The 20,334-nt window shown below is 56.2% G+C and carries 16 protein-coding genes, 3 pseudogenes and 1 riboswitch; of the genes and pseudogenes, 10 read left to right on the top strand and 9 right to left on the bottom strand.

Annotated features, from left to right (window positions below):
• Positions 1–3: 3 nt before the first annotated feature.
• From IEI95_RS10270 to IEI95_RS10260, 3 genes are all read right to left on the bottom strand, one after another.
• The gene (locus tag IEI95_RS10270) at positions 4–1,263 is read right to left on the bottom strand and encodes a sugar ABC transporter permease (protein WP_156533088.1); all 1,260 of its coding nucleotides are present in this window, start codon (positions 1,261–1,263) and stop codon (positions 4–6) included.
• Entirely contained in the window at positions 1,260–2,078 is an 819-nt protein-coding gene (locus IEI95_RS10265) for an ATP-binding cassette domain-containing protein (RefSeq protein WP_071203421.1), read from the bottom strand. The genes IEI95_RS10270 and IEI95_RS10265 overlap by 4 nt, the downstream gene beginning before the upstream one ends.
• 71 nt (positions 2,079–2,149) lie before the next feature.
• Positions 2,150–3,196, bottom strand: a complete 1,047-nt coding sequence (locus tag IEI95_RS10260) for an ABC transporter substrate-binding protein (protein WP_156533090.1) — start codon at positions 3,194–3,196, stop codon at positions 2,150–2,152.
• A 236-nt stretch (positions 3,197–3,432) separates the two neighbouring features.
• Between IEI95_RS10260 and IEI95_RS10255 the strand changes: the two genes are divergently transcribed.
• The gene (locus tag IEI95_RS10255) at positions 3,433–4,476 is read left to right on the top strand and encodes a LacI family DNA-binding transcriptional regulator (protein WP_194416381.1); all 1,044 of its coding nucleotides are present in this window, start codon (positions 3,433–3,435) and stop codon (positions 4,474–4,476) included.
• Positions 4,477–4,986: 510 nt separating this feature from the next.
• On the top strand, positions 4,987–5,397 hold the full coding sequence (locus tag IEI95_RS10250; protein ID WP_156533092.1) for a hypothetical protein: 411 nt from the start codon (positions 4,987–4,989) through the stop codon (positions 5,395–5,397).
• Positions 5,398–5,536: 139 nt separating this feature from the next.
• Here IEI95_RS10250 and IEI95_RS10245 read toward each other — a convergent pair whose 3' ends face one another.
• From IEI95_RS10245 to IEI95_RS29425, 3 genes and pseudogenes are all read right to left on the bottom strand, one after another.
• Positions 5,537–6,745, bottom strand: a complete 1,209-nt coding sequence (locus tag IEI95_RS10245; protein WP_194416380.1) for an MFS transporter — start codon at positions 6,743–6,745, stop codon at positions 5,537–5,539.
• A gap of 60 nt (positions 6,746–6,805) precedes the next feature.
• Complete coding sequence (locus IEI95_RS10240) at positions 6,806–7,795, bottom strand: AraC family transcriptional regulator (RefSeq protein ID WP_194416379.1); 990 nt, start codon at positions 7,793–7,795, stop codon at positions 6,806–6,808.
• Positions 7,796–7,942: 147 nt separating this feature from the next.
• A pseudogene (locus IEI95_RS29425) lies at positions 7,943–8,083 on the bottom strand (LysR family transcriptional regulator); the annotation flags it as partial.
• A 70-nt stretch (positions 8,084–8,153) separates the two neighbouring features.
• Positions 8,154–8,381: riboswitch (cobalamin riboswitch) on the top strand.
• 263 nt (positions 8,382–8,644) lie between these two features.
• Between IEI95_RS29425 and nrdH the strand changes: the two are divergent.
• Genes nrdH through nrdF form a run of 4 tightly spaced genes read left to right on the top strand, consistent with a single transcriptional unit; the run spans position 8,645 to position 12,420 of the window.
• Complete coding sequence (gene nrdH, locus IEI95_RS10235; protein WP_041700049.1) at positions 8,645–8,866, top strand: glutaredoxin-like protein NrdH; 222 nt, start codon at positions 8,645–8,647, stop codon at positions 8,864–8,866.
• A 10-nt stretch (positions 8,867–8,876) separates the two neighbouring features.
• A complete protein-coding gene (nrdI, locus tag IEI95_RS10230; protein WP_194416378.1) occupies positions 8,877–9,293 on the top strand; it encodes a class Ib ribonucleoside-diphosphate reductase assembly flavoprotein NrdI in 417 nt (138 codons plus the stop codon).
• Positions 9,290–11,416 (top strand): class 1b ribonucleoside-diphosphate reductase subunit alpha, encoded by a 2,127-nt coding sequence (gene nrdE / locus IEI95_RS10225; protein ID WP_194416430.1) that lies wholly within the window; start codon positions 9,290–9,292, stop codon positions 11,414–11,416. The genes nrdI and nrdE overlap by 4 nt, the downstream gene beginning before the upstream one ends.
• 14 nt (positions 11,417–11,430) lie before the next feature.
• Positions 11,431–12,420, top strand: a complete 990-nt coding sequence (gene nrdF, locus IEI95_RS10220) for a class 1b ribonucleoside-diphosphate reductase subunit beta (protein ID WP_156533102.1) — start codon at positions 11,431–11,433, stop codon at positions 12,418–12,420.
• Between the two features lie 248 nt (positions 12,421–12,668).
• On the opposite strand, the gene IEI95_RS10215 is transcribed toward nrdF, so the two are convergent.
• Positions 12,669–12,980: an ArsR/SmtB family transcription factor gene (locus tag IEI95_RS10215; RefSeq protein ID WP_156533104.1), complete on the bottom strand. Its 312-nt coding sequence runs from the start codon at positions 12,978–12,980 to the stop codon at positions 12,669–12,671.
• Between the two features lie 98 nt (positions 12,981–13,078).
• Between IEI95_RS10215 and IEI95_RS10210 the strand changes: the two genes are divergently transcribed.
• The 3 genes and pseudogenes from IEI95_RS10210 to IEI95_RS10200 all read left to right on the top strand — a co-directional run.
• On the top strand, positions 13,079–14,170 hold the full coding sequence (locus tag IEI95_RS10210; RefSeq protein WP_156533106.1) for an NADH:flavin oxidoreductase/NADH oxidase: 1,092 nt from the start codon (positions 13,079–13,081) through the stop codon (positions 14,168–14,170).
• Between the two features lie 641 nt (positions 14,171–14,811).
• On the top strand, positions 14,812–16,155 hold the full coding sequence (locus IEI95_RS10205; RefSeq protein WP_234934198.1) for an amidase: 1,344 nt from the start codon (positions 14,812–14,814) through the stop codon (positions 16,153–16,155).
• Positions 16,156–16,239: 84 nt separating this feature from the next.
• A pseudogene (locus IEI95_RS10200) lies at positions 16,240–16,545 on the top strand (transporter substrate-binding domain-containing protein); the annotation flags it as partial.
• A 137-nt stretch (positions 16,546–16,682) separates the two neighbouring features.
• Here IEI95_RS10200 and istB read toward each other — a convergent pair.
• Both istB and istA read right to left on the bottom strand, forming a co-directional pair.
• Positions 16,683–17,417 (bottom strand): IS21-like element helper ATPase IstB, encoded by a 735-nt coding sequence (gene istB / locus IEI95_RS10195; protein ID WP_156543945.1) that lies wholly within the window; start codon positions 17,415–17,417, stop codon positions 16,683–16,685.
• Positions 17,350–18,916: pseudogene (gene istA, locus IEI95_RS10190) on the bottom strand (IS21 family transposase). Before istA ends, istB begins: the two are co-directional and overlap by 68 nt.
• A gap of 536 nt (positions 18,917–19,452) precedes the next feature.
• On the opposite strand from istA, the gene IEI95_RS10185 reads away from it, so the two are divergent.
• Positions 19,453–20,319 carry a helix-turn-helix domain-containing protein gene (locus tag IEI95_RS10185; RefSeq protein WP_234891079.1) on the top strand — a complete coding sequence of 289 codons (867 nt, stop codon included), beginning with the start codon at positions 19,453–19,455 and terminating at the stop codon, positions 20,317–20,319.
• The last annotated feature ends 15 nt before the right edge of the window (positions 20,320–20,334 follow it).

Here is a 20,334-nt window from a genome sequence, read left to right as displayed (position 1 = left end):
AGGTTAGGCGCGGCCGTGGCTGACACGGGAGCGGCGCGCAAGCGAATCCATAATCACGGCAATGGCAAGGACTGCCCCGGTAATCATGTAACGCAGCGATGAGCTAAGGTTGAGAAGCGTCAAACCATTGGAAATCGCCTGAATGACGATAATGCCAAGCAGCGCCGAATAAGCACTGCCACGCCCGCCAAACAGGCTGGTGCCGCCAATCACGGCGGCGGCAATGGCGTTCAAGTTCACATCACCCGTGCCTGCCTGCTGGCTGGACGATGCAAGGCGCGATGCCGACAGCACGCCGCCAAGGGCTGCAAGGGTTGAGCACAGCATAAACGCGCTCATATAGATGCGGCGAACATTGATGCCCGCCCGGCGGGCGGCTTCACGATTGCCGCCCACGGCAAACATCGAGCGGCCCCATTGTGTCTTGGTCAGGAGGTAATTGACCACCACCACCAGCGCCACAAAGAGCGCAAACATCCAAGGCACGCCGCGTCCGAGATTAAGATAGTAGACCGCAAATTCAAAGCCAAGCGTCAAGATTGTGGCCTTGATCAACAACCCACTCAAGGGCTTTGAGGACAGGTTGACCGCTTGGCGGCGCCTGCGAACGCTTAAGCCAAACACAACCATCACAACACCGGGCACCAAAGCCAGCGTGAAGGACAGCCAATGCGGCATCACCAAAATCTGGCCAAAACGCACCAAAGGCGAGGCATAGGGCAAATTGATACTGCCCGTTGGGCCGAGAATGTAGAGCTGCATGCCCAGCAAGGCCAGCAGGCCGGACAGCGTGGCGACAAAGCTTGGCATGCCCATGCGATTATACATCACCGCGTAAAGCGCCCCCACGGCTGCACCCGTGACCAGCGCCGCAAAAATCGCAACAATCACCGGAAGGCCGGAATTGACCCACAAGACACCAATGATGGCCGAGGCCAGACCGCTCATGGAGCCAACCGAGAGGTCAATCTCACCCAACAGCAGCACACAGACAATGCCCAGCGAAATGATGCCCACCGTTGCGCAATCAAACAACAGATTGACCAGATTGTTGGGCGCCAGAAAAATCGGATTGAGAATGCTGAACACGGTGGAAATCACAATCAGCCCAATGGCAACCGGCAACATGCCCAGATCACCCGATTTGATCCGATTGATAAAACTGCGCAGCATGGCCAGCACACCATCATCGTGGGTGACGCGCTCATCGCTGCGGTCCAAGGCTTGGGAGGACTTGGTTTCAGATTTTGACGTATTGCTCATGCGGGCCTCCCGCTGGTTTCTTGGCTATTTGTCTTGCGGGTCAGGCGGCGTGAGACGGAATTTTCCGTGGCCCCGGTGATGGAGGCAACCAGCTCTTGGTTGGACGCATCCGGGGTAAACACGCCGTTGTTCTTGCCCAAACGCAGCACCACAATGCGATCGGCCACGGCGCGCACATCTTCCATATTGTGGCTGATGATGATGACGCCCAGCCCGCGTTCGCGCACGCGCTCAATCAGGTTCAAAACTTCGGCTGTCTGGGCAACACCCAGTGCTGCCGTCGGCTCATCCAGCATTATGATTTTCGGGTCCAGCAGAAGTGATCTTGCAATGGCAACCGTCTGGCGCTGACCACCGGATAGCGAGGCAATCGGCTCTCGAACGGAGGGAATGCGCGCTGCCAGCTCTTTCAAAAGCGTCCAAGCACGCACTTCCATGGCCACTTCATCGAGGTTCCATGGCGCAAGCTCGTGACCAAGGAAAAGATTGGCCACCACATCCAGATTTTCGCATAGGGCGAGGTCTTGAAACACCGTGGCAATGCCCAGTTCCAGCGCCCGGCTGGGGCTATCGAGCGAGACGTTTTCGCCGCAAAATTCAATGGTGCCGGAGGTTGGCTGATGCACGCCTGCCAGCACCTTGATCAAGGTGGATTTGCCAGCGCCGTTATCGCCCACAAGGGCAACCACTTCGCCGGGCCAGACTTCCAGATCAATATCCGTCAGCGCCGAGACAGCACCAAAATTCTTGGAAATATTGCGCAATTTCAGAATAGGGCCACCCGTTTTCGGGGCCGCTTGGTCATTTTGCACCATGGCGAAACGCTCTTTTCAGGTTCGAGGCATGTTCGATCCGGCAATGCCGGACCGAACACAGATCAGAACAATTACTGGGTGATGCCCAGCTTTTTGCAGCCAGCGGCATATTCACCCGTGCACACTTCGGCAGGGGTTTGAATCTTTTTGTCGAAGATTTCAGCCTTGATATTTTCTGCCGTCACAACAGCCGGAATGAACAGCTGCGAGGGGGTGTCATACAGCGTGGTCTTGGCTTCCGGCTTTTCGCCCTTCAGAAACTGAACGGTGACTTTGGCAGCCGCCGCGGCAACAATTTCCGATGGCTTGGAAATCGTGTTGTACTGATCGCCGGAAATGATCAGCTGAAGCGCTGCAATGGTCGCATCATTGCCCGTAACGGGCGGAACCGGATTGACACCCGCCGCCTTGAAGGCCGCAATCGCGCCGCCGCCTGTGCCGTCATTGGCGGCCACAACGCCCTTGATGTCTGCGCCAAAGCGGGTGATTTGGCCTGCCGCCCATTCCTGCGCCTTTGGTGGCGCCCATTCCGGCGTGTCGAATTCGGCCAATGTTTTGTAGCCAGAATCCTTCAGACCTTTATGAACACCATCGCGGATCAGGCCAGCGGCGGCATCGGTGGGCGAACCGTTGATTTGAAGAATGCCAGAACCCTGTGGCACGCCCTTGGCCTTCAGGTGCTGCACCAAGGACTTGGCAATAGCCTCGCCAATGCCAGCATTGTCGAAGGAGACGTAATAATCTGCTGCTTTCTTTGGAATAGGGCGGTCATAGGCAATGACCTTCACATCCTGCGACTGCGCCAACTCAACCAGTGCTGCGGCAGCAGACGAATCCACCGGGTCCAGCACAATCACCTTTGCGCCTTGCGCAATCACCGAGTTGAATTGCTGTTGCTGAAGTGCGGTATCGCCATTGGCGTTTTGATAAATCACCGTGCATCCGGCGCACAGCTTGGCCATTTCTGCCTTGAAACCCGGAAAATCGTGGTTTTCATAGCGTGTCGATGCCTGATCGGGCATCAGAAACGCAACGGTTGCCTTCTCTTGCGCCAAGGCAGAGCCTGCAAACATGGCAGCGGCAGCAACCGACACCATCATCATGGAATGAAATTTCATAGTTTCCTCCTCTAGAACCCAAAACCAGTATCGAGAGACGCATGCCGATGAAGACCGTGATCACGGCACATCGAGCGCACGATGATGCGACAGCAATCCTGAATTGCTTGAACGTCTCCCGGCCAACCCTCCGAAGTCAACCGCCGTCATCGATTGAGCAACACTGCTCAATCGATGACGCAAGAATTGCCATCTTCTGACTTTGATGTCAAGTTGGGTATGAACAGGAGGCCAGCGTGAATCAGAAAAAACCCGCCAGGAAGACGACGATCTACGATCTGGCCGAGCTTGCTGGCACATCGGCCAGTGCTGTCAGCGCTGTTTTAAATGGCAATTGGAAGAAGCGCCGGATCAGCACCCAACTAGCGGAAAAAATCAAACGGATCGCTGAGGAGCAAGGCTATGCGCTCAACATGCAGGCCAGTCTGTTGCGCCGGGAAAAATCCCAGATCATCGGCATGATCGTCCCTAAGTATGACAACCGTTATTTTGGTTCGATCGTAGAGACCTTCGAGGACATGGCGCGCTCGCGCGGCCTTTTCCCGATTATCACCTGCACGCGACGTGACCCGGAGCTTGAAGTAGAGGCCGCACGGACTCTGCTGTCCTATCAAGTGGAATGGCTGGTTTCGACCGGAGCAACCAACCCCGACCGAATCACCGAAATATGCACCTCCGCCGGTGCGCGCAGCATTAATCTCGACCTGCCGGGAACAGCAGCACCTTCCGTTATTTCGGATAATTTTGCAGGGGCGCGGGAATTGACCCGTCGTATTCTAAAAAATTGCCACAGCAAGACCGGCAAGGCCGCTCCCCTGCTGTTCGTTGGCGGGCGCGCCACTGATCACAACACCTTGGAGCGGGTGCGCGGTTTTCGGGCAGCCCATCAGGATATGGGCGTTCCAATCGATGAACGCCACATACTCACCTGCGGATACGCCCCGGAAAAAGCAGAAAAAGCTTTGCAAACACTGGCGATGGTTGAAGGCGAAATTCCGGGCGGAATGTTTGTAAACTCCACCATCTCTCTGGAAGGCGTCATGCAGTGGCTCAAGACCTCCGGCTATGTCGCGGATCGGCTACCAGCGATGGGCTGTTTCGACTGGGATCCCTTTGTGGCGCTTTTGGGTGGCGACATCGAAATGGTGCGCCAGGATGTCGATGGCATGCTCAAGGCGGTTTTTGAGATTATCGACACAGGAATATCACAGACTACATTCATTGAGGTGCCGCCGTTATTCTCTGGGCAAGCAAATTCGCAGGCGGAAATCACCCCTTAAACTCTGAACTGACCGACTGCCCGAATACCGTTCGATCAGGCAAACTAGCACACCTGTACGAGTTGACCTTACGCCCCCTATGCCGCGAAGTCACGCGGGGCTGGGGCAAAGCGAAAGGATCTAGCGATGAGAACACTCAAAATCGGATTGATTGCTGCAATTGGCATGGCATTCGCGATATCAAGCGCCTCGGCCTCAATTCCGCGTCTCGCTTCACCATCAGAGGCTCAGCATTCAGCAAAACCTGCCATGGTTCAGACAGCCAGCTTTGCGCAAGGGTGCCACGACCCCAATTATTCATGGTATGAATACAGTGGTTGGGAAGCAATCGGATGCCTGGTCAGCGGTCAGTGGCCCTGAACTATTCATACTGAACAACGCGCTCGCCTCACCCATGGTTTGGCGGGCCGTTTGCGTTGATTGCATGCCTAACTGGGGCATTAACGGCCTTTCTTCAATATCGAAACGAATATGCGTTAGGTCGATTACGGTCCGCCGCGAGGAGGAAAAATGAAAGTTACGATCATTGCCGCAGCCTTGCTTTTTAACGCCACGGCACTTGCGCAAGCGGCATCGTGCGAGAATAATTTCAAAGTGACCGGCGTCCCCATGGTCACCGCATTAAGCTATCGCTCGTGGCAGGAATACCCGAAAGCCAATTCTACTGTTGTTCTGAAAAAGCTGGCTCAGGCCGTGGCAGCGGAAGGTTTTTCCGGCATAAAGGTCAACAAGGAATTGTCGTCTATCGACGCTTTCCAGGAAACCAGCGGTAGTGGCCGGATTCAGACCCTTCGGGTTGTCGCGCGTCAGAAAGGGGCAGGCGTCAGGATTGATGCTGTCTTTGATATCCAGCCCGGTCAACTCACCAGCAAGGACGTTGTGCGTACAGGCATCTGCAAAATTATCGATTCAGCCATCTGACGACTATCACAGTTGCTCAGATATCTTCGTTCATGCTGTCTGCCGTTTTGACGACTACCCCCATAAGGGGGCAGCGGCTGGTTGTTCATGTTCACGTCGAGGCTCAAAGTGGAAAAGATGGCTGCCCCGAAAGCGAAGATCAGGTGCGCGGTTGCGTCAGCGCCAAGACGACAGTCAATGCGGCCAGGGCGGCGGTCAGGGTCAAGGGTCCCGCAGCGCCATAATGATCGACGACATAGCCGCCGACAACCGCGCCAATCGTGATCGCGACCTGAAAAGAAACGACCATCAGGCTGCCCGCTGCCTCCAGGGCGTCAGGTGCGCTGCGCGATAGGTTGGTCGGCAGCACCACGGGTGCCATGCCGAAGGCAAAGCCCCAAAGCGTCACGAGGCAGAAGGCAACGCCGACATAATTGCCCCAAAGCACCAAGGCGAGCGCTGCAGACGCCATCAGCACGGCGGTGACCGCGAGTGCCATATGAATACTGGCGTCCGCCATCCGGCCACCCGCAACGTTACCGATCACCGAGGCAACGCCAAAGCCGAGAAGTGCCAGGGCAATCGGGCCGGTTTCAAGCAGCGTCACCTGTTCAAGGAAAGGACGTACATAAACCGAGCCGGCAAAATGTCCCGTCATCAACAAAAGGATGGCCAACATTCCAAGCTGAACGCCACGCCGCCGCGTCAGCCGAAAAACATCAGAGAGACTGTTGCTTGTGCTTGCAGGCAGCGTCGGCAAGCAGAGGACCTGTAGCAACATGGCAATTGCAGCAAGTCCCGCCGTCATAGACATGGCGCTGCGCCAGCCCAGCCAATCGCTGATCAAAGCGCCTATCGATGGCGCGGCTATCGTTGCGAGTGAGACGCCGAGCGTGACGATCGCCATGCCCCGTCCTGTTGCATTGGCCCCAACCAACCTGGCGACGACGGCAACCGAAAGCGCCCAAAAGCCGCTGAGGGCAATGCCGAGGCCTGCCCGACCGAGCATCAATAGCCAAAAGTCCGTCGCCACCGCTGCAAGAATATTGGAGCCGATTGCCAACGCACTAAGGCCGACCAACACTGTCTTGCGGTTCAATCTGCCGATCAGGACATTGCTCAACAGGGCCGTGATGGCCCCCACGAAAGCCGTGGCAGTCACGACCTGTCCGGCTGTTCCCTCGCTGATCCCAAGATCACGGGCCATTGGCGTCAGCAAGCCTGCTGGCAGGAACTCAGCCGACACCAGTGCAAAACTGGTGGCCGCCATCGAAAGGACGGCAAACCAGGTGGCAGGGCTCCACGCAACCGGCTCAGCGGTATCGAGGTCTATATCCGCGCTGTTAAATTGTGATGTTCTGTCCGTCATTGACGTATCTCCTGAATCCAGAAGCACTTCATAGACGAAAGATTTGGGACTATATGTAGCTTAAAATCCGAAAACCATGTCCGTTCGTCCGGAAACTGTGCGGCGCACAACGCCGGGTGAGACTGTGGTAATGCGTTTGAAAGCGCGGGCAAAGGAGGCCTCGGATTCATAGCCCAGGCGAGATGCAACCTCGGCAACTGACATGCCACCTTGCGCCAACAACTCACGGGCAAGCTGCATGCGCAGGCGAGCGAGATAGCGTGCCGCGCCTTCTCCTAAAATAGCGCTGAAGCGTTCAGCAAAGATCGAGCGCGATTGGCCCGCGACACCGGCAAGGCTTTCAAGCGTCCAGTTATGGCCGGGATCGCGGTGCATGGCTGCCAACACACGGCCAAGATGGGGGTCTCGGATGGCGGCGAGCCAGCCGGTGGTTGCGGCTCCGCTGCAATTGACCCAACAGCGGATAAGCCGCGCGACGAGCAAGTCAGCCATACGCGACAGGATCGTCGCGCTGCCCATCTGGGGCTGTGAAGCCTCTGCGGTCATAGCCGCCAGCAGGGGGCCAATAACCGGGTCATTGCCAGCGACATCGCAGCCCTTGATGATTGGCGGCATCAAGGCGATCAAAGGATCAAGGGCATATGCGCTCAACGCCATGGAACCGCAGAAAAGAGTGCTGGTCGCCCCAGTTCCTTCCCGCACCAATTCGCAAACCTTGCTGCTCAACCTTTTTATCTGACAGCTTTTGAGCGAGTCGCCCTCAACATCCGGCGCACTGGCCAATCGATGTGCGATACCTTGCGGCAGTAGCACCAGATCCCCATCATGCAATTCCTGCCACCCTTGGGCTTCGGTATGAATCCAGCATGGACTTTGGCTGACAAAGTGGAACCGAAGCAGTTGTTGCTGCGGCAGGGCAATGCTCCACGGATGTCGCAGTTCGCAACGCCCATAATTGACCCCACTCAAGCGAAAGTCTTGTAGAACTTCGCTCAGCGCATCCATTGGGATATTTGACGGCGACAACCGTTGAGACGAATGATCAGACATTATCCAAATTTAGGCATCAAACGTCTGGCGCGCAAGTACGAAGTTTCATGAATTCGAGTGTGATCTCCGCCCGTAGCATCCTCTCTCATTCCAGTCAGCCAATGGATTAAGGCCCAGTCTGATAGGCCAAGTCCGATAGGCCCAATCCGAAAGGCGAAGGGTATCCGCCCGTTCGGCTTTCGCCACCTGTTCGATTTCTTCGGCATCGCGCAACAACTGAAGCGCACGGTCATGCAGATCGAGTCCTTCGGCCATGAGTGCCAACGATCGTGTCGTGCGGTTGAAAAGCTACTGCATTTTTCCTGGGGAGAGCTATCCGTTAGGCGGTATAGTTGTTGACGAAAACTCAACCTCGTATACCATATATAGTGTTCGAGGTTCTTTCGATTCTCCGTATGAATCGAAAGCTAAGACGGGAATGCGGTGCGCCGGACCAGAGATGGTCGGGCAATGCCGAAGCTGCCCCCGCAACTGTAAGCGGCGAGCATTTGTCCAGTGAAAGCCACTGAAACATCATGTTTCGGGAAGGCGAGGATGGATGCGACGACCCGCGAGCCAGGAGACCTGCCTCAAACGAAAACGTCCACGGGCGGGGTGCCCGGAAGGTCGCGTGACGGCAAGCGATATGATGTCGCTTGTCCGCGTTTCCTTGCCGACAATCCGTCAAAACACTTCGGGGTGAAGGCATGCGTGATTTTTCCTGTAACGGTCCGGCGTTTAAACGAAGACGGTCGCTGAAGAGCGTCTGAGCTCCTGTCATTCTCCCACTCAATGTCCAGAAACGAGCGTCGGCAACGACGTCTTCGGAGGCCTTTCTGCGGCCAAAAATCAAAACCCAACGAGGATATGATGACCATCACCGTTTACAGCAAACCTGCCTGCGTCCAGTGCAGCGCAACCACCCGCGCGCTCGATCGCCAGGGCCTCGACTACCACATCGTCGACATTTCCGTCGATGAGGATGCCTATGCCAAGGTTCAAGGTCTTGGCTATCGGCAGGTTCCCGTCGTCATCGCTGGCGATACCCATTGGGCGGGTTTTCGTCCCGACATGATCAACGCGTTGGCGTGAGTGTCTGGCGATGGGGCTGATTGTCTATTTTTCCAGTGCGTCGGAAAACACCCATCGCTTTGTCGGCAAGCTTGGTTTGCGCGCGTCACGTATCCCCGTCAGCCCACGGAGCGGCAATGCGTCGATCAATGAACCTTATGTTCTGATCGTGCCAACCTATTCGGGTGACGATGGCAAAGGGGCCGTTCCAAAACAGGTCATCCGCTTCCTCAATGATGCGGACAACCGCTCTCATCTCCGGGGCGTGATCGCCGCGGGCAACAGTAATTTCGGCGAGACGTTCTGTCTCGCCGGCGACGTGATCTCACAGAAATGTCGGGTACCGTACCTTTACAAGTTCGAATTGCTCGGCACGGACGAGGATGTCGCCAATGTCAAATATGGGATGGAACGATTTTGGACGTCACAACTTTCGAGCGCCCTTTGAAGGCGGACGAACAGGCGCTGGATTATCACGCGCTGAACGCGATGCTAAACCTCTACGATGAGGATGGTAAAATCCAACTCGATAAGGACGCTCTGGCGGCAAAACAGTATTTCTTGCAGCACGTCAACCAGAACACCGTCTTCTTCCATAATCTGCGGGAGAAGCTCGATTACCTCGTGGACGAAGGCTACTATGAGCAAGCGGTGTTGGACCAGTATGCGTTCAACTTCGTGCGCGATCTTTTCGATCATGCCTATGCGAGGAAGTTTCGCTTCCCGACCTTTCTCGGCGCCTTCAAATATTACACCAGCTACACGCTGAAGACCTTCGACGGAAAGCGCTATCTGGAGCGCTACGAAGACCGGATCTGCATGGTGGCATTGACGCTGGCGCAGGGCAATGAGGCTTTGGCGCGGGACATGGTCGATGAGATTATCTCCGGTCGCTTCCAGCCGGCGACGCCGACCTTTCTCAATGCCGGCAAGAAGCAACGCGGCGAACTGGTCTCCTGCTTCCTGCTGCGCATGGAAGACAATATGGAAAGCATCGCCCGTGGCATCAACTCGGCATTGCAACTTTCCAAGCGTGGGGGTGGGGTGGCGTTGTCCCTGACCAATATCCGCGAGGCTGGTGCACCGATCAAGCAGATCGAGAATCAGTCCTCGGGTGTCATCCCGGTGATGAAGTTGCTGGAGGACAGTTTTTCCTATGCCAACCAGCTCGGTGCGCGCCAGGGGGCAGGGGCTGTCTACCTGAATGCCCATCATCCCGATATCATGCGTTTCCTCGATACCAAGCGTGAAAACGCCGACGAGAAGATCAGGATCAAAACTCTGTCTCTCGGTGTGGTGATCCCCGACATCACCTTTGAATTGGCGAAGAACAACGAGGATATGTATCTGTTTTCACCCTACGACGTGGAGCGTGTCTACGGCGTCGCGTTTTCCGAAATCTCAGTCACGGAAAAATATCGCGAGATGGTCGCCGACAGCCGCATTCGCAAGAAGAAGATCAAGGCGCGTGATTTTTTCCAGGTGCTCGCCGAAATCCAGTTCGAGAGCGGCTATCCGTACATTATGTTCGAGGACACGGTGAACCGCGCCAACCCGATTGCCGGACGCATCTCGATGAGCAATCTCTGCTCGGAAATCCTACAGGTGAGCGACGTCAGCACTTACAATGACGACCTGTCCTACAAGACCATGGGTAAGGACATCTCCTGCAATCTCGGGTCCTTGAACATCGCAGCCGTGATGGATTCCTCGGACTTCGGCAAGACCATAGAGACCGCGATCCGGGCGCTGACCGCCGTGTCCGACATGAGCCATATCTCGTCGGTTCCCTCAATCGAGAGAGGCAATGACGACAGCCACGCCATCGGCCTTGGCCAGATGAACCTGCACGGCTATCTCGCCCGCGAACGCATCTACTACGGCTCGGAAGAGGGCATCGATTTCACCAACATGTATTTCTACACGGTGACCTATCACGCCATCCGCGCCTCGAACCGGATTGCCGTCGAACGCGGCCCGAGCTTCAAGGGCTTCGAGAACTCGAAATATGCGTCTGGCGAGTATTTCGACAAATATACGCAAACCGAATGGCTTCCAGCGACCAGGCGCGTCGCAGAACTATTCGAAACGGCCGGAATCACGATCCCGACACAGGAAGACTGGTTGGCGCTGAAAGAGGTGGTGATGACGTCCGGCCTTTATAACCAGAACCTTCAGGCTGTGCCACCGACAGGGTCGATCTCCTACATCAACCATTCGACCTCCTCGATCCATCCGATCGTCTCGAAGATCGAGATCCGCAAGGAAGGCAAGATCGGCCGCGTCTACTATCCGGCCGCCTTCATGAGCAATGATAACCTTGATTACTATCAGGACGCCTATGAGATCGGACCCGAGAAGATCATAGACACTTATGCGGCCGCCACCCAGCATGTGGATCAAGGTCTTTCGCTGACGCTGTTCTTCCGCGACACAGCGACCACCCGCGACATCAACCGAGCACAGATCTACGCCTGGAAGAAGGGCATCAAGACCATCTATTACATTCGCCTCCGTCAGATGGCGCTGGCCGGCACGCAAGTGCAGGGCTGCGTATCCTGCGCGCTGTGAGATCGAGATATCACATGAACATACAGATGAAGACCAACACCCCGACGCAAACCAAGCCGGTGCGTGCGATCAACTGGAACCGCATCGACGACGACAAGGACCTGGAGGTCTGGAACAGGCTGACCGGCAATTTCTGGCTGCCGGAGAAGGTGCCGTTGTCAAACGACATCCCATCCTGGGCGGCGTTGAAGCCGGAAGAACAACAGTTGACCATCCGCGTCTTCACGGGGCTGACCCTGCTCGATACCATACAGACGAGCATCGGTGCGCCAACGCTGATGGAGGATTCCATCACGCCGCATGAGGAGGCGGTCTATTCAAACATCTCCTTCATGGAAGCGGTGCATGCCCGTTCCTATTCCTCGATCTTTTCGACCCTGTGTTCGACGTCCGACGTGGATGATGCCTATCGCTGGTCTGAAGAAAACGAGTTTCTGCAAAAGAAGTCGGCGCTGATCCTCGAACACTATCGCAATCCTGACCCGCTGAAACGCAAGATCGCCAGTGTGTTCCTGGAAAGCTTCCTGTTTTATTCCGGCTTCTATCTGCCAATGTTCTGGTCGAGCCGCGCCAGGCTCACCAACACGGCTGACATGATCCGTCTCATCATCCGCGACGAGGCTGTGCATGGCTATTACATCGGCTACAAGTTTCAGCGTGGTCTCGAGCCCTTAAGCGAGGAGCGGCGGCAGGAAATCAAGGACTTCGCCTTCGACCTGCTGCTTGAGCTCTACGACAACGAGGCCAAATACACCGAGGCGCTCTATGACGGTGTCGGACTGACAGAGGACGTCAAAAAATTTCTGCATTACAACGCGAACAAGGCGCTGATGAACCTCGGCTACGAGGCGCTGTTTCCGACAGAGGCCTGCAAGGTCAATCCGGCAATCCTGTCGGCACTCTCGCCGAATGCCGACGAGAATCATGATTTCTTTTCCGGCTCAGGCTCGTCCTATGTCATCGGCAAGGCAGTTGCGACTGAGGACGAGGACTGGGATTTTTAAGCCTCAATACAGCCTGATATTTTAGGCCTTCCCTCGAATATCAACCATGGGGTCGTAGGTTCGATCCCCTCAAGGCTGCACCCGAGATGTCGATCAAACATTTACGATATTGGCGTGCAGATGAATGCAGAAGGGCTTTGACGGCATTTCACGTTTGACGTTGGTCACCAGATCCAAAGCCATTTGGCCTTCAAATTACAACCGAGCCGGGCGGCTATCAACCACCATGGGACCACCGTGCGGTGCCGTCAGCCCGGCTCGTCTGATACGGCCAGGACAGCGTCCAATAGACCCGGAAATCGCTCATCGATCTCTTCACGGCGCAGCTCGTTCAAGTGCGTTGGTCCATCTGTGCGGGTAAAAACCAGGCCGCCTTCTCTCAAGACTTTAAAGTGGTGGGACATGCTGGACTTCGGCCGGCCCCCATCCAGTGCAGAGCATGTGGCCTGTCCCTCATTTGAAAGCTGACGCACGACGCCCAGCCGTACAGGGTCGCTGAGAGCGTAGAGCATCTGGGTGAGAGTAACGTCTTTCAAAGCGGGATGTGGGATGGCGCGCATGATTCATTCTAGCATCACAAGGTGTTGTTGCAAAGTTCGATTGTAATCGAACTATCGAAAATATATATGTGCATTTATAACGATCAATTGGAGTCTCCATGTCATCCTTGTTTACCCCTTTCACACTCAAAGGCATAACACTGCGAAATCGCATTGCGGTATCGCCGATGTGCCAGTATTCGGCCGAGGACGGCATTATCAATGACTGGCATCACGTCCATCTGGCTGGACTCGCGCGCGGCGGGGCAGGTTTGGTGGTCGCTGAGGCGACAGCAGTATCGCCAGAAGGCCGGATCACTCCCGGATGCGCAGGCATCTGGAACGATGAGCAGATTGAGCCTTGGAAAAAAGCGGTGCATTTGATGAAGGCGGCAGGTGCCGTTCCTGGGATTCAGATCGGACACGCGGGCCGCAAAGCGAGCGCCAATCGTCCATGGGAGGGAGACGACCATATTTCCGGGTCTGACCCGCGTGGCTGGGAAACGCTGGCACCATCCGCCATTGCGTTCGGAGCAAATCTTGGCAAGGTGCCGCAGGCCATGACCCTTGCCGATATCGAGCGTATCAAGGCAGACTTTGTCTCTGCGGCGAAGCGGGCGCTGGCCGCTGGCTTTGAATGGCTTGAGCTTCACTTTGCTCATGGCTATCTCGGACAAAGCTTCTTTTCGACCTGGTCTAATAAGCGCACAGACAATTATGGCGGTGACTTTGACGGACGAGCGAGATTTCTGCTCGAAATGCTGGCTGCTGTTCGCGATGTCTGGCCCGAACATCTACCGCTTGCCGCTCGCTTTGGCGTGACCGAATTCGATGGTTCGAACGACCTTGAAGAGGGGATCGAAATGGTTCGCCGCTTCAAGGCTGGCGGCCTCGACATTATTGATGTCAGCATTGGCTTCTCCACGCCGACCGCGAATATTCCTTGGGGGCCTGCTTTCATGGGGCCGATCGCCCAACGGGTACGGCGTGAGGTTGGACTTCCCGCCACCACGAGCTGGTTCATCAGCGAGCCAAAGCAGGCCGATGCACTGATCGCAGACGATTTTGTAGATATGGTGTCGCTTGGCCGCCCGCTGCTTGCCAACAGCCATTGGCCTTATCAAGCGGCGCTTGAGCTAGGTATCGACAAGCCGTCCTGGACACTTCCCGCACCATATGCTCACTGGCTGGAACGCTACAGAACGGCCTGAATCTGAACAGACCGTTGCAACAGAATAACCACCGCGATTAAGGAAACCGCGGTGGTTACAGTTTGTAATCTCTGCAAAAAATGGCGCGATAGAGAAGAGCGGCAGTCTTTGCGACAGAGGCTCGCCGCTTCTGTCGCACGGTCCAACCAGGCCGGATGACTTGCCAATATTATGGGCGATGCCCCAAAAGAACATAAATCAGCGACTTAGTTAATAAAACGAGGTCTCTAACAGTCTGTTCAAGAATTGCTGCTGGTCTGGCGAAAATGGTGATTTTGAGAACCGGAACGGAGCGTACTTAACGTACGTGAGTACCGGAAGCGCAGAAATTGCCATTTGCAGACGGCCAGCGGCGATTCTTGGACGGACTGTAAGTTCCGAATCTTTTTGGGACCTGTGCTCTTCACGTCGAGGAATACAGAATAACTCGCGGCTATAGTGAACGGCCAGCGGGTATCGTTTACCGCCACAGAACGGAAATCCAACATTGAAGCGAACTGTCTGTCCTGATCCACACATGCTGTGGCCGCAGCGTTATAACTATTGGTAATCAACCCACGGCCTGCAGGAATTAGGAAGTCTGAAATCGACCTGTTAGCGTCATTTTGACTAAAGCCAAGACCTGAGAGTGAGTGAACCTGGTGGCGAAACCCTTTCCTCAGACGATTACCCAAGCTCAAGGCCAGTTTCTGGAAGGATTGTCGCCCCTCTCGGTCGTCAAGACGTGCCTTGAGCGTATCCAGGAACAGAACGATAAACTTGGAGCGATGATCTTCATAGCGCGTGCGGAGGCGCTTGAAGAAGCGCAACTAGCGGAAGCGGCAATTCGAGCCGGAAAACGAATTGGCCCACTGCACGGTATTCCCGTTGCGATCAAAGACATGATCGATGTTCGTGGCTGGCAAACGACTGGTGGATCTCGCCTGCTCAACGGGGACCATGCAGTGAACGACGCCCGTTGTGTGGCAAACCTGAGATCGGCTGGCGCGATCATCATTGGCAAAAGCAATCTGCACGAACTCACGGCAGGCAACCACGATAATCCCTGGTACGGAAAGGTTGTCAATCCGCTGGACGCCGAAAGAGGCACCGGCGGAACGAGCAGCGGTTCGGCGGCAGCCGTAGCGGCGGGCTTTTGTATTGCCGCCATCGGAACCGACACCGGTGGATCGAACCGCTCCACCGCCGCAGCGACCGGTCTCGTGGGGTTCAAGCCAACCAATGGTGTCATTGACCCGACAGGCACGATGCCCACCGCGCCGACCTTCGATACAATCGGTCCAATCGCTAGAAACGTGGCGGATGCCCGTCTGCTTCATTATGCCATGGCAGGAATCGATACGCCGGAGAAGAGACGCGTGTCGGTTGCGGGAATGCGAATTGGTCTCTGCCCTGATTTATATGCAGCAGCGGTTGACCCCGCAATTGCAACCGCACATGACGCGTTTCTGGCCTTAGCACGAAGGGCAGGCGCGCAAATCCAGGTCCTCCCATTCCGGTTTGCCCGCGAGGTTCGCGAAGCAGGGCTGACAATCCTGGTGTATGAGTTCACGGCTTTCTATGGCCCGCTTGTCGAAGCGCATCCCGGGCGGGTTGGGGCAGCGGTTCGCACGTTTCTATCGAATGGAGCCTTGATTTCAGAAGCCGCCTATCAATCAGCGGTCGCGTACCAAGCGCAAATCCAAGGTGAATTTCACAGACTGTTGTCAGAAGTCGATGTTCTGGTGACGCCAGTTGTGCCCGGGCTTGCACCACGCCTGTCGGACGAGCAGACGGCAGTGGGAAACGACTTCATGCCTTATGGCTTGGCCGGAGGTCACTTTCGCCGCTGGGCAAACTTTTTCGGTGTACCAGCGCTTGCAATGCCGGTGCCCATGGCGGGTGCGCTTCCAGCATCCATCCAGATCACAACGCCTAGAAACACGGAAAACTATCTGTTTTCCGTCTGCGAAGCTTTGGGCCGACTGGAGACCGGCTCGACCTGATAAATCTGCCAGCAACAAAAAAAGGGGAATTAAAACATGAAAAAGATCGCAATTGTACTGTCCGTCATCGCCGCAACATTCGGCATGACCAAGTCGCCCTCCGCTGCTGACGATGTCATTCGTTTCGGCGTGGCCGCTGAGCCTTACGCACCGTTCTCAGTAAAAGATGCCAGCGGCAAATGGCAGGGTTGGGAAATCGACCTCATGGACGCCGTTTGCAAGCAGATGAAGGCCAAGTGCGAGATCGTTGATGTCGCATGGGACGGTATCATCCCGGCTCTGCTTGCCAAGAAGTTCGACGTTATCTGGAGTTCCATGTCGATTACCGACGAGCGTAAGAAGGTCATCGACTTCACGGACAAGTATTACTACTCTCCCAACGTGCTCGTTTGTCAATCGGCGCGGAAAGTTGACCCCATATCGGCGTCCAATGTTGACCCCCGTGTTGACGATCAGCACCTGGATCGCCCGGCGCTGGCCGGGGTTGCAGAGGGCGAAACAGGTGCGGGTGATGGGGCTCTTCGGCTTTAGCTTTGAGAGCGGTTTTTGAAGCGCCAGGACTCGTTGCCGGTTTCGACGATCTCGCAGTGATGGGTGAGCCTGTCGAGGAGCGCGGTGGTCATCTTGGCGTCGCCGAAGACGGTTGGCCATTCGCCGAATGCCAGGTTGGTGGTGACTATGATGGATGTGCGCTCGTAGAGCCTGCTGATCAGGTGGAACAGAAGCTGGCCGCCGGCCTGGGCGAATGGCAGGTATCCGAGTTCGTCGAGGATGATGAAGTCGAGGCGGTTGAGATAGTCCGCCGTCCGGCCCTGCTTGCCGCTGCGCGTCTCCGTCTCCAGCCGATTGACCAAGTCGACGACATTGTAGAAGCGCCCGCGTGTGCCGTTGCGGATGAGCGCGCGGGCGATCGCGATGGCCAGGTGGCTCTTGCCGGTGCCCGTGCCTCCGACGAGAACAACATTGCGCTGATCGGCAACAAAGGCTCCGGTGGCCAGGTCGCGGACAAGGCCTTCATTGACGGGCGTGTTGGTGAAGTCGAAGTCGTCGATATCCTTGGCGAGCGGCAGCTTGGCGATGCTGAGCTGGTAGCGGATGGAGCGGGCCTGCTTCTCGGCGATCTCGGACTGCAGAAGATCGCCAACGATACGCGGCGGCTCATGCTGGCGCTTGATGCCGTTGCCCATGACCTCGTCATAGGCGCTGCGCATGCCGTAGAGCTTCAAGGTGCTCATCAATTCCAGAACCTGTGTGCGTTCCATCAGCTTGCCCTCCTGAGGCTGTCATAGCGAGCGCAATCGGCGACCGGCTCATGGGTCAGCCGCAGTGCATCGGGGATTTGCAGGGGCGCAGCCGGAGCAGGATCACGACGCCGCGCCAGTATGTTGAGGATGACGGCAGCCGAGCAGACGCCCTGATCAAGCGCCTCCTGGCAGGCGGCCTCAACGGTCGTGATACCGTCGCCCGGTACGCATCCGAGAATGGTGACCATTTGCCGATCGCCGTCATCGACTGTCTTCAATCGCTTGCGGACCTTCTCCATCGCCGCCGGCATTACCCAGTCGCGGAACGGCGCGCCATTGCGAAGAGCGCCGGGTTTACGGGCCAGGACAGGCACATAATGCCAGGGATCATAGACCGTCTCGCCGCGGCCGAAGCTGCGCCGATGTTCGGCGATGACCGTGCCATCCTGCTTGACCACAATCCGGTCGGCATAGGCGTGGACTTCGACCGGGCGGCCGACAGCCGTTGAGAGGACCGAGTATTTGTTATTGTCGAAACGGACCGTGCAGGTCTTCGAGACCGAGGCCGGAACGCAGTGAAAGCCGTCGAACGGACCGACATAGGGGACGAGGCTGCTGCGTTCGGCTTCGAACATCTGCCAGATCGTCTGGTCGGCCTGTTCCGGATGGTTATGCGCTTTGGCATAGGCGACGCATTTGTCGAGCAGCCAAACGTTCAATTCCTCAAGGCTCTTAACCCTCAGGCGCGGCGTGAAGAAGCGTTCGCGCACCAGGCCAACCTGGTTCTCGACCTGGCCCTTCTCCCAACCAGACGCCGGGGTGCAGGCGACAGGCTGAACAAGGTAGTGGCTGCACATCTGCAGAAAGCGGCGATTGTATAGCCGCTCCTTGCCCACGAACACCGCCTCCACCGCCGTCTTCATGTTATCGTAGATGCCACGCGTGCAGGTACCACGGAAGAAGGCAAACGCCTTGTCGTGGGCGTCAAACACCATCTCCTGGCTCTCGCGCATATAGGCACGTGCAAACATCATGCGGCTGTGGCAGAGCCGGACATGAGCAACCTTCACGGTCGTCGTCGTGCCGTTGATCAGCACGATCTCGTGGCTCCAGTCGAACTGGTAGGCTTCGCCGGGTGCATAGTAGAGCGGCACATAGGCCTGCGCCGTCGCTGATCCCCGGTTCTTCGCCCAACCCTTGGCGTAACGGCGGATCGCATCATAGCTGCCGTCATATCCGAGCGCTCGAAGCTCCTCGTAAATCCGGATCAGCGTTAGCCGTTCGCGCGATGGCCTGCCTTCGTTCGTCGCAAGAAACCGCTCGATCTCCGCCTGCCAGGCCCCCGTCTTTGGCAAAGGCTGCCGCTCGCGCTCGTAGGAGAAGTCGGTCTCGTCGCTGCGCAATATCTTGCGGACCGTGTTGCGGGAAACATGCAGTTCACGGGCGATCTTCTTCATCGACCAACCTTGAACATGAAAGGCCCGCCGGACGCGCGCAATCGTATCCACTCGCTTCAACTCCCTCTCCATCCGCCGTCAAAAGACGGATGGTCAGATAAATCCGAAGGGGGTCAAAATTGGACGCCGATTACCCCGCTAATGGGGTCAATTTTGCACGCCGGAACACAATCACATTGACCATCAGTTGAAAAACCAACCCAGGCAAAGAAGGGCTTGTCCCACCCCTCCTTTCATCAAAAGGGAACAGAACCTGGCTAAAACGTCAGATGGTTAATCGCGGACTTAGTTCTTTCATCCGGTTGAGAATGCGGACGCCAATCCTGGCTTCTGATTGTCGCAAGGGCAGTCGACAAATGGCAATGTCACGCCTCTTGGAACGGGGCAAGCGACCCGTTCTTTTTGGTCTTATTTTTCTCCCGTCCGCCTGGCGAACCAACGCCGCCACTAGAAACCACGGGTAGAAAATCCAATGAATTCGCGGGTAAAGCGCCGGCGATGGCAGGCGAATGAGCGGCGCTCATCGATATCTGACAGGTTTGACAATGCATAGAGCGAGGAGCATGTTTTCCAAAAAAGTCAAATGGGAGGAGACCATGACTTACAAAAGCATCAGAGCACTGGAGCGCGGTATAGACGTGTTGCAGTACCTCAATACGGTTAAAGGAGCTGCACCGCCGGAGATTGCTGAAAACGTCAATCTTCCACGTCCTACAGTCCATCGAATTCTTGAAACGCTGAGCGAACTCAACTTGGTCTATCGCAGTCAGCTCGGAGACGAATATCGTCTTAGCTCTGGCGTGCAGCGATTGGCGGGCAACAGGTCATCCGTTCGGCTGAATTGGATTGATGAAATCGCCTTGCCAGCACTGCTTGAACTCACATCGGAGATCATTTGGCCGTCGGACATTGCTGTTTACCACAAAGCTGCAATGATCATCCAGGGAACCACACATCGCATCAGTCCCATGTCGTGCGATGTCGGAATGGTCGGCAATCGGCGGTCTATGCTGATGAGCCCGCTGGGCCGTGCCTATCTCAGTCACTGCCCGGATGACGAGCTAAAGTCGATCCTTTGCGCTCTGAATGCGTCATCAGCATCTGAGGATAAGGGCGCGCGCGATCGCGCTTTCATTAAGGAGATTATTGAAACGGGTCGTCGTGATGGTGTTAGCGCCTGCAACGAACTACCGCACCCGCGATGCGTCAGCCTTGCTGCACCCATTCGCTTGAATGGGAAGGTACTTGCCTGCATGAACGTTGTCTGGCGGGCCAATATGCTCACGATTGAAGACGCAATGGATCAGATACGTGACCCATTGCTCGCAACGCGTGACCGGATCGAAGCTCAACTCCACGAACAGTTCGCACGACCGGCGCTGGACTCGACAAGCTTCCCTGAAACATACACCCTGCGGACGGGAGCGCGTGATCGCTTGCCTCACAGTCTAGCCCTTGCTTGATTGCATCAATATGGC

The sequence above is a fragment of the Agrobacterium vitis genome, assembly GCF_014926405.1.
GTDB classification, from domain to species: domain Bacteria; phylum Pseudomonadota; class Alphaproteobacteria; order Rhizobiales; family Rhizobiaceae; genus Allorhizobium; species Allorhizobium vitis_H.
Note: the sequence above shows the minus strand (reverse complement) of the source record. Positions and strands in the feature narration are given on the sequence as shown.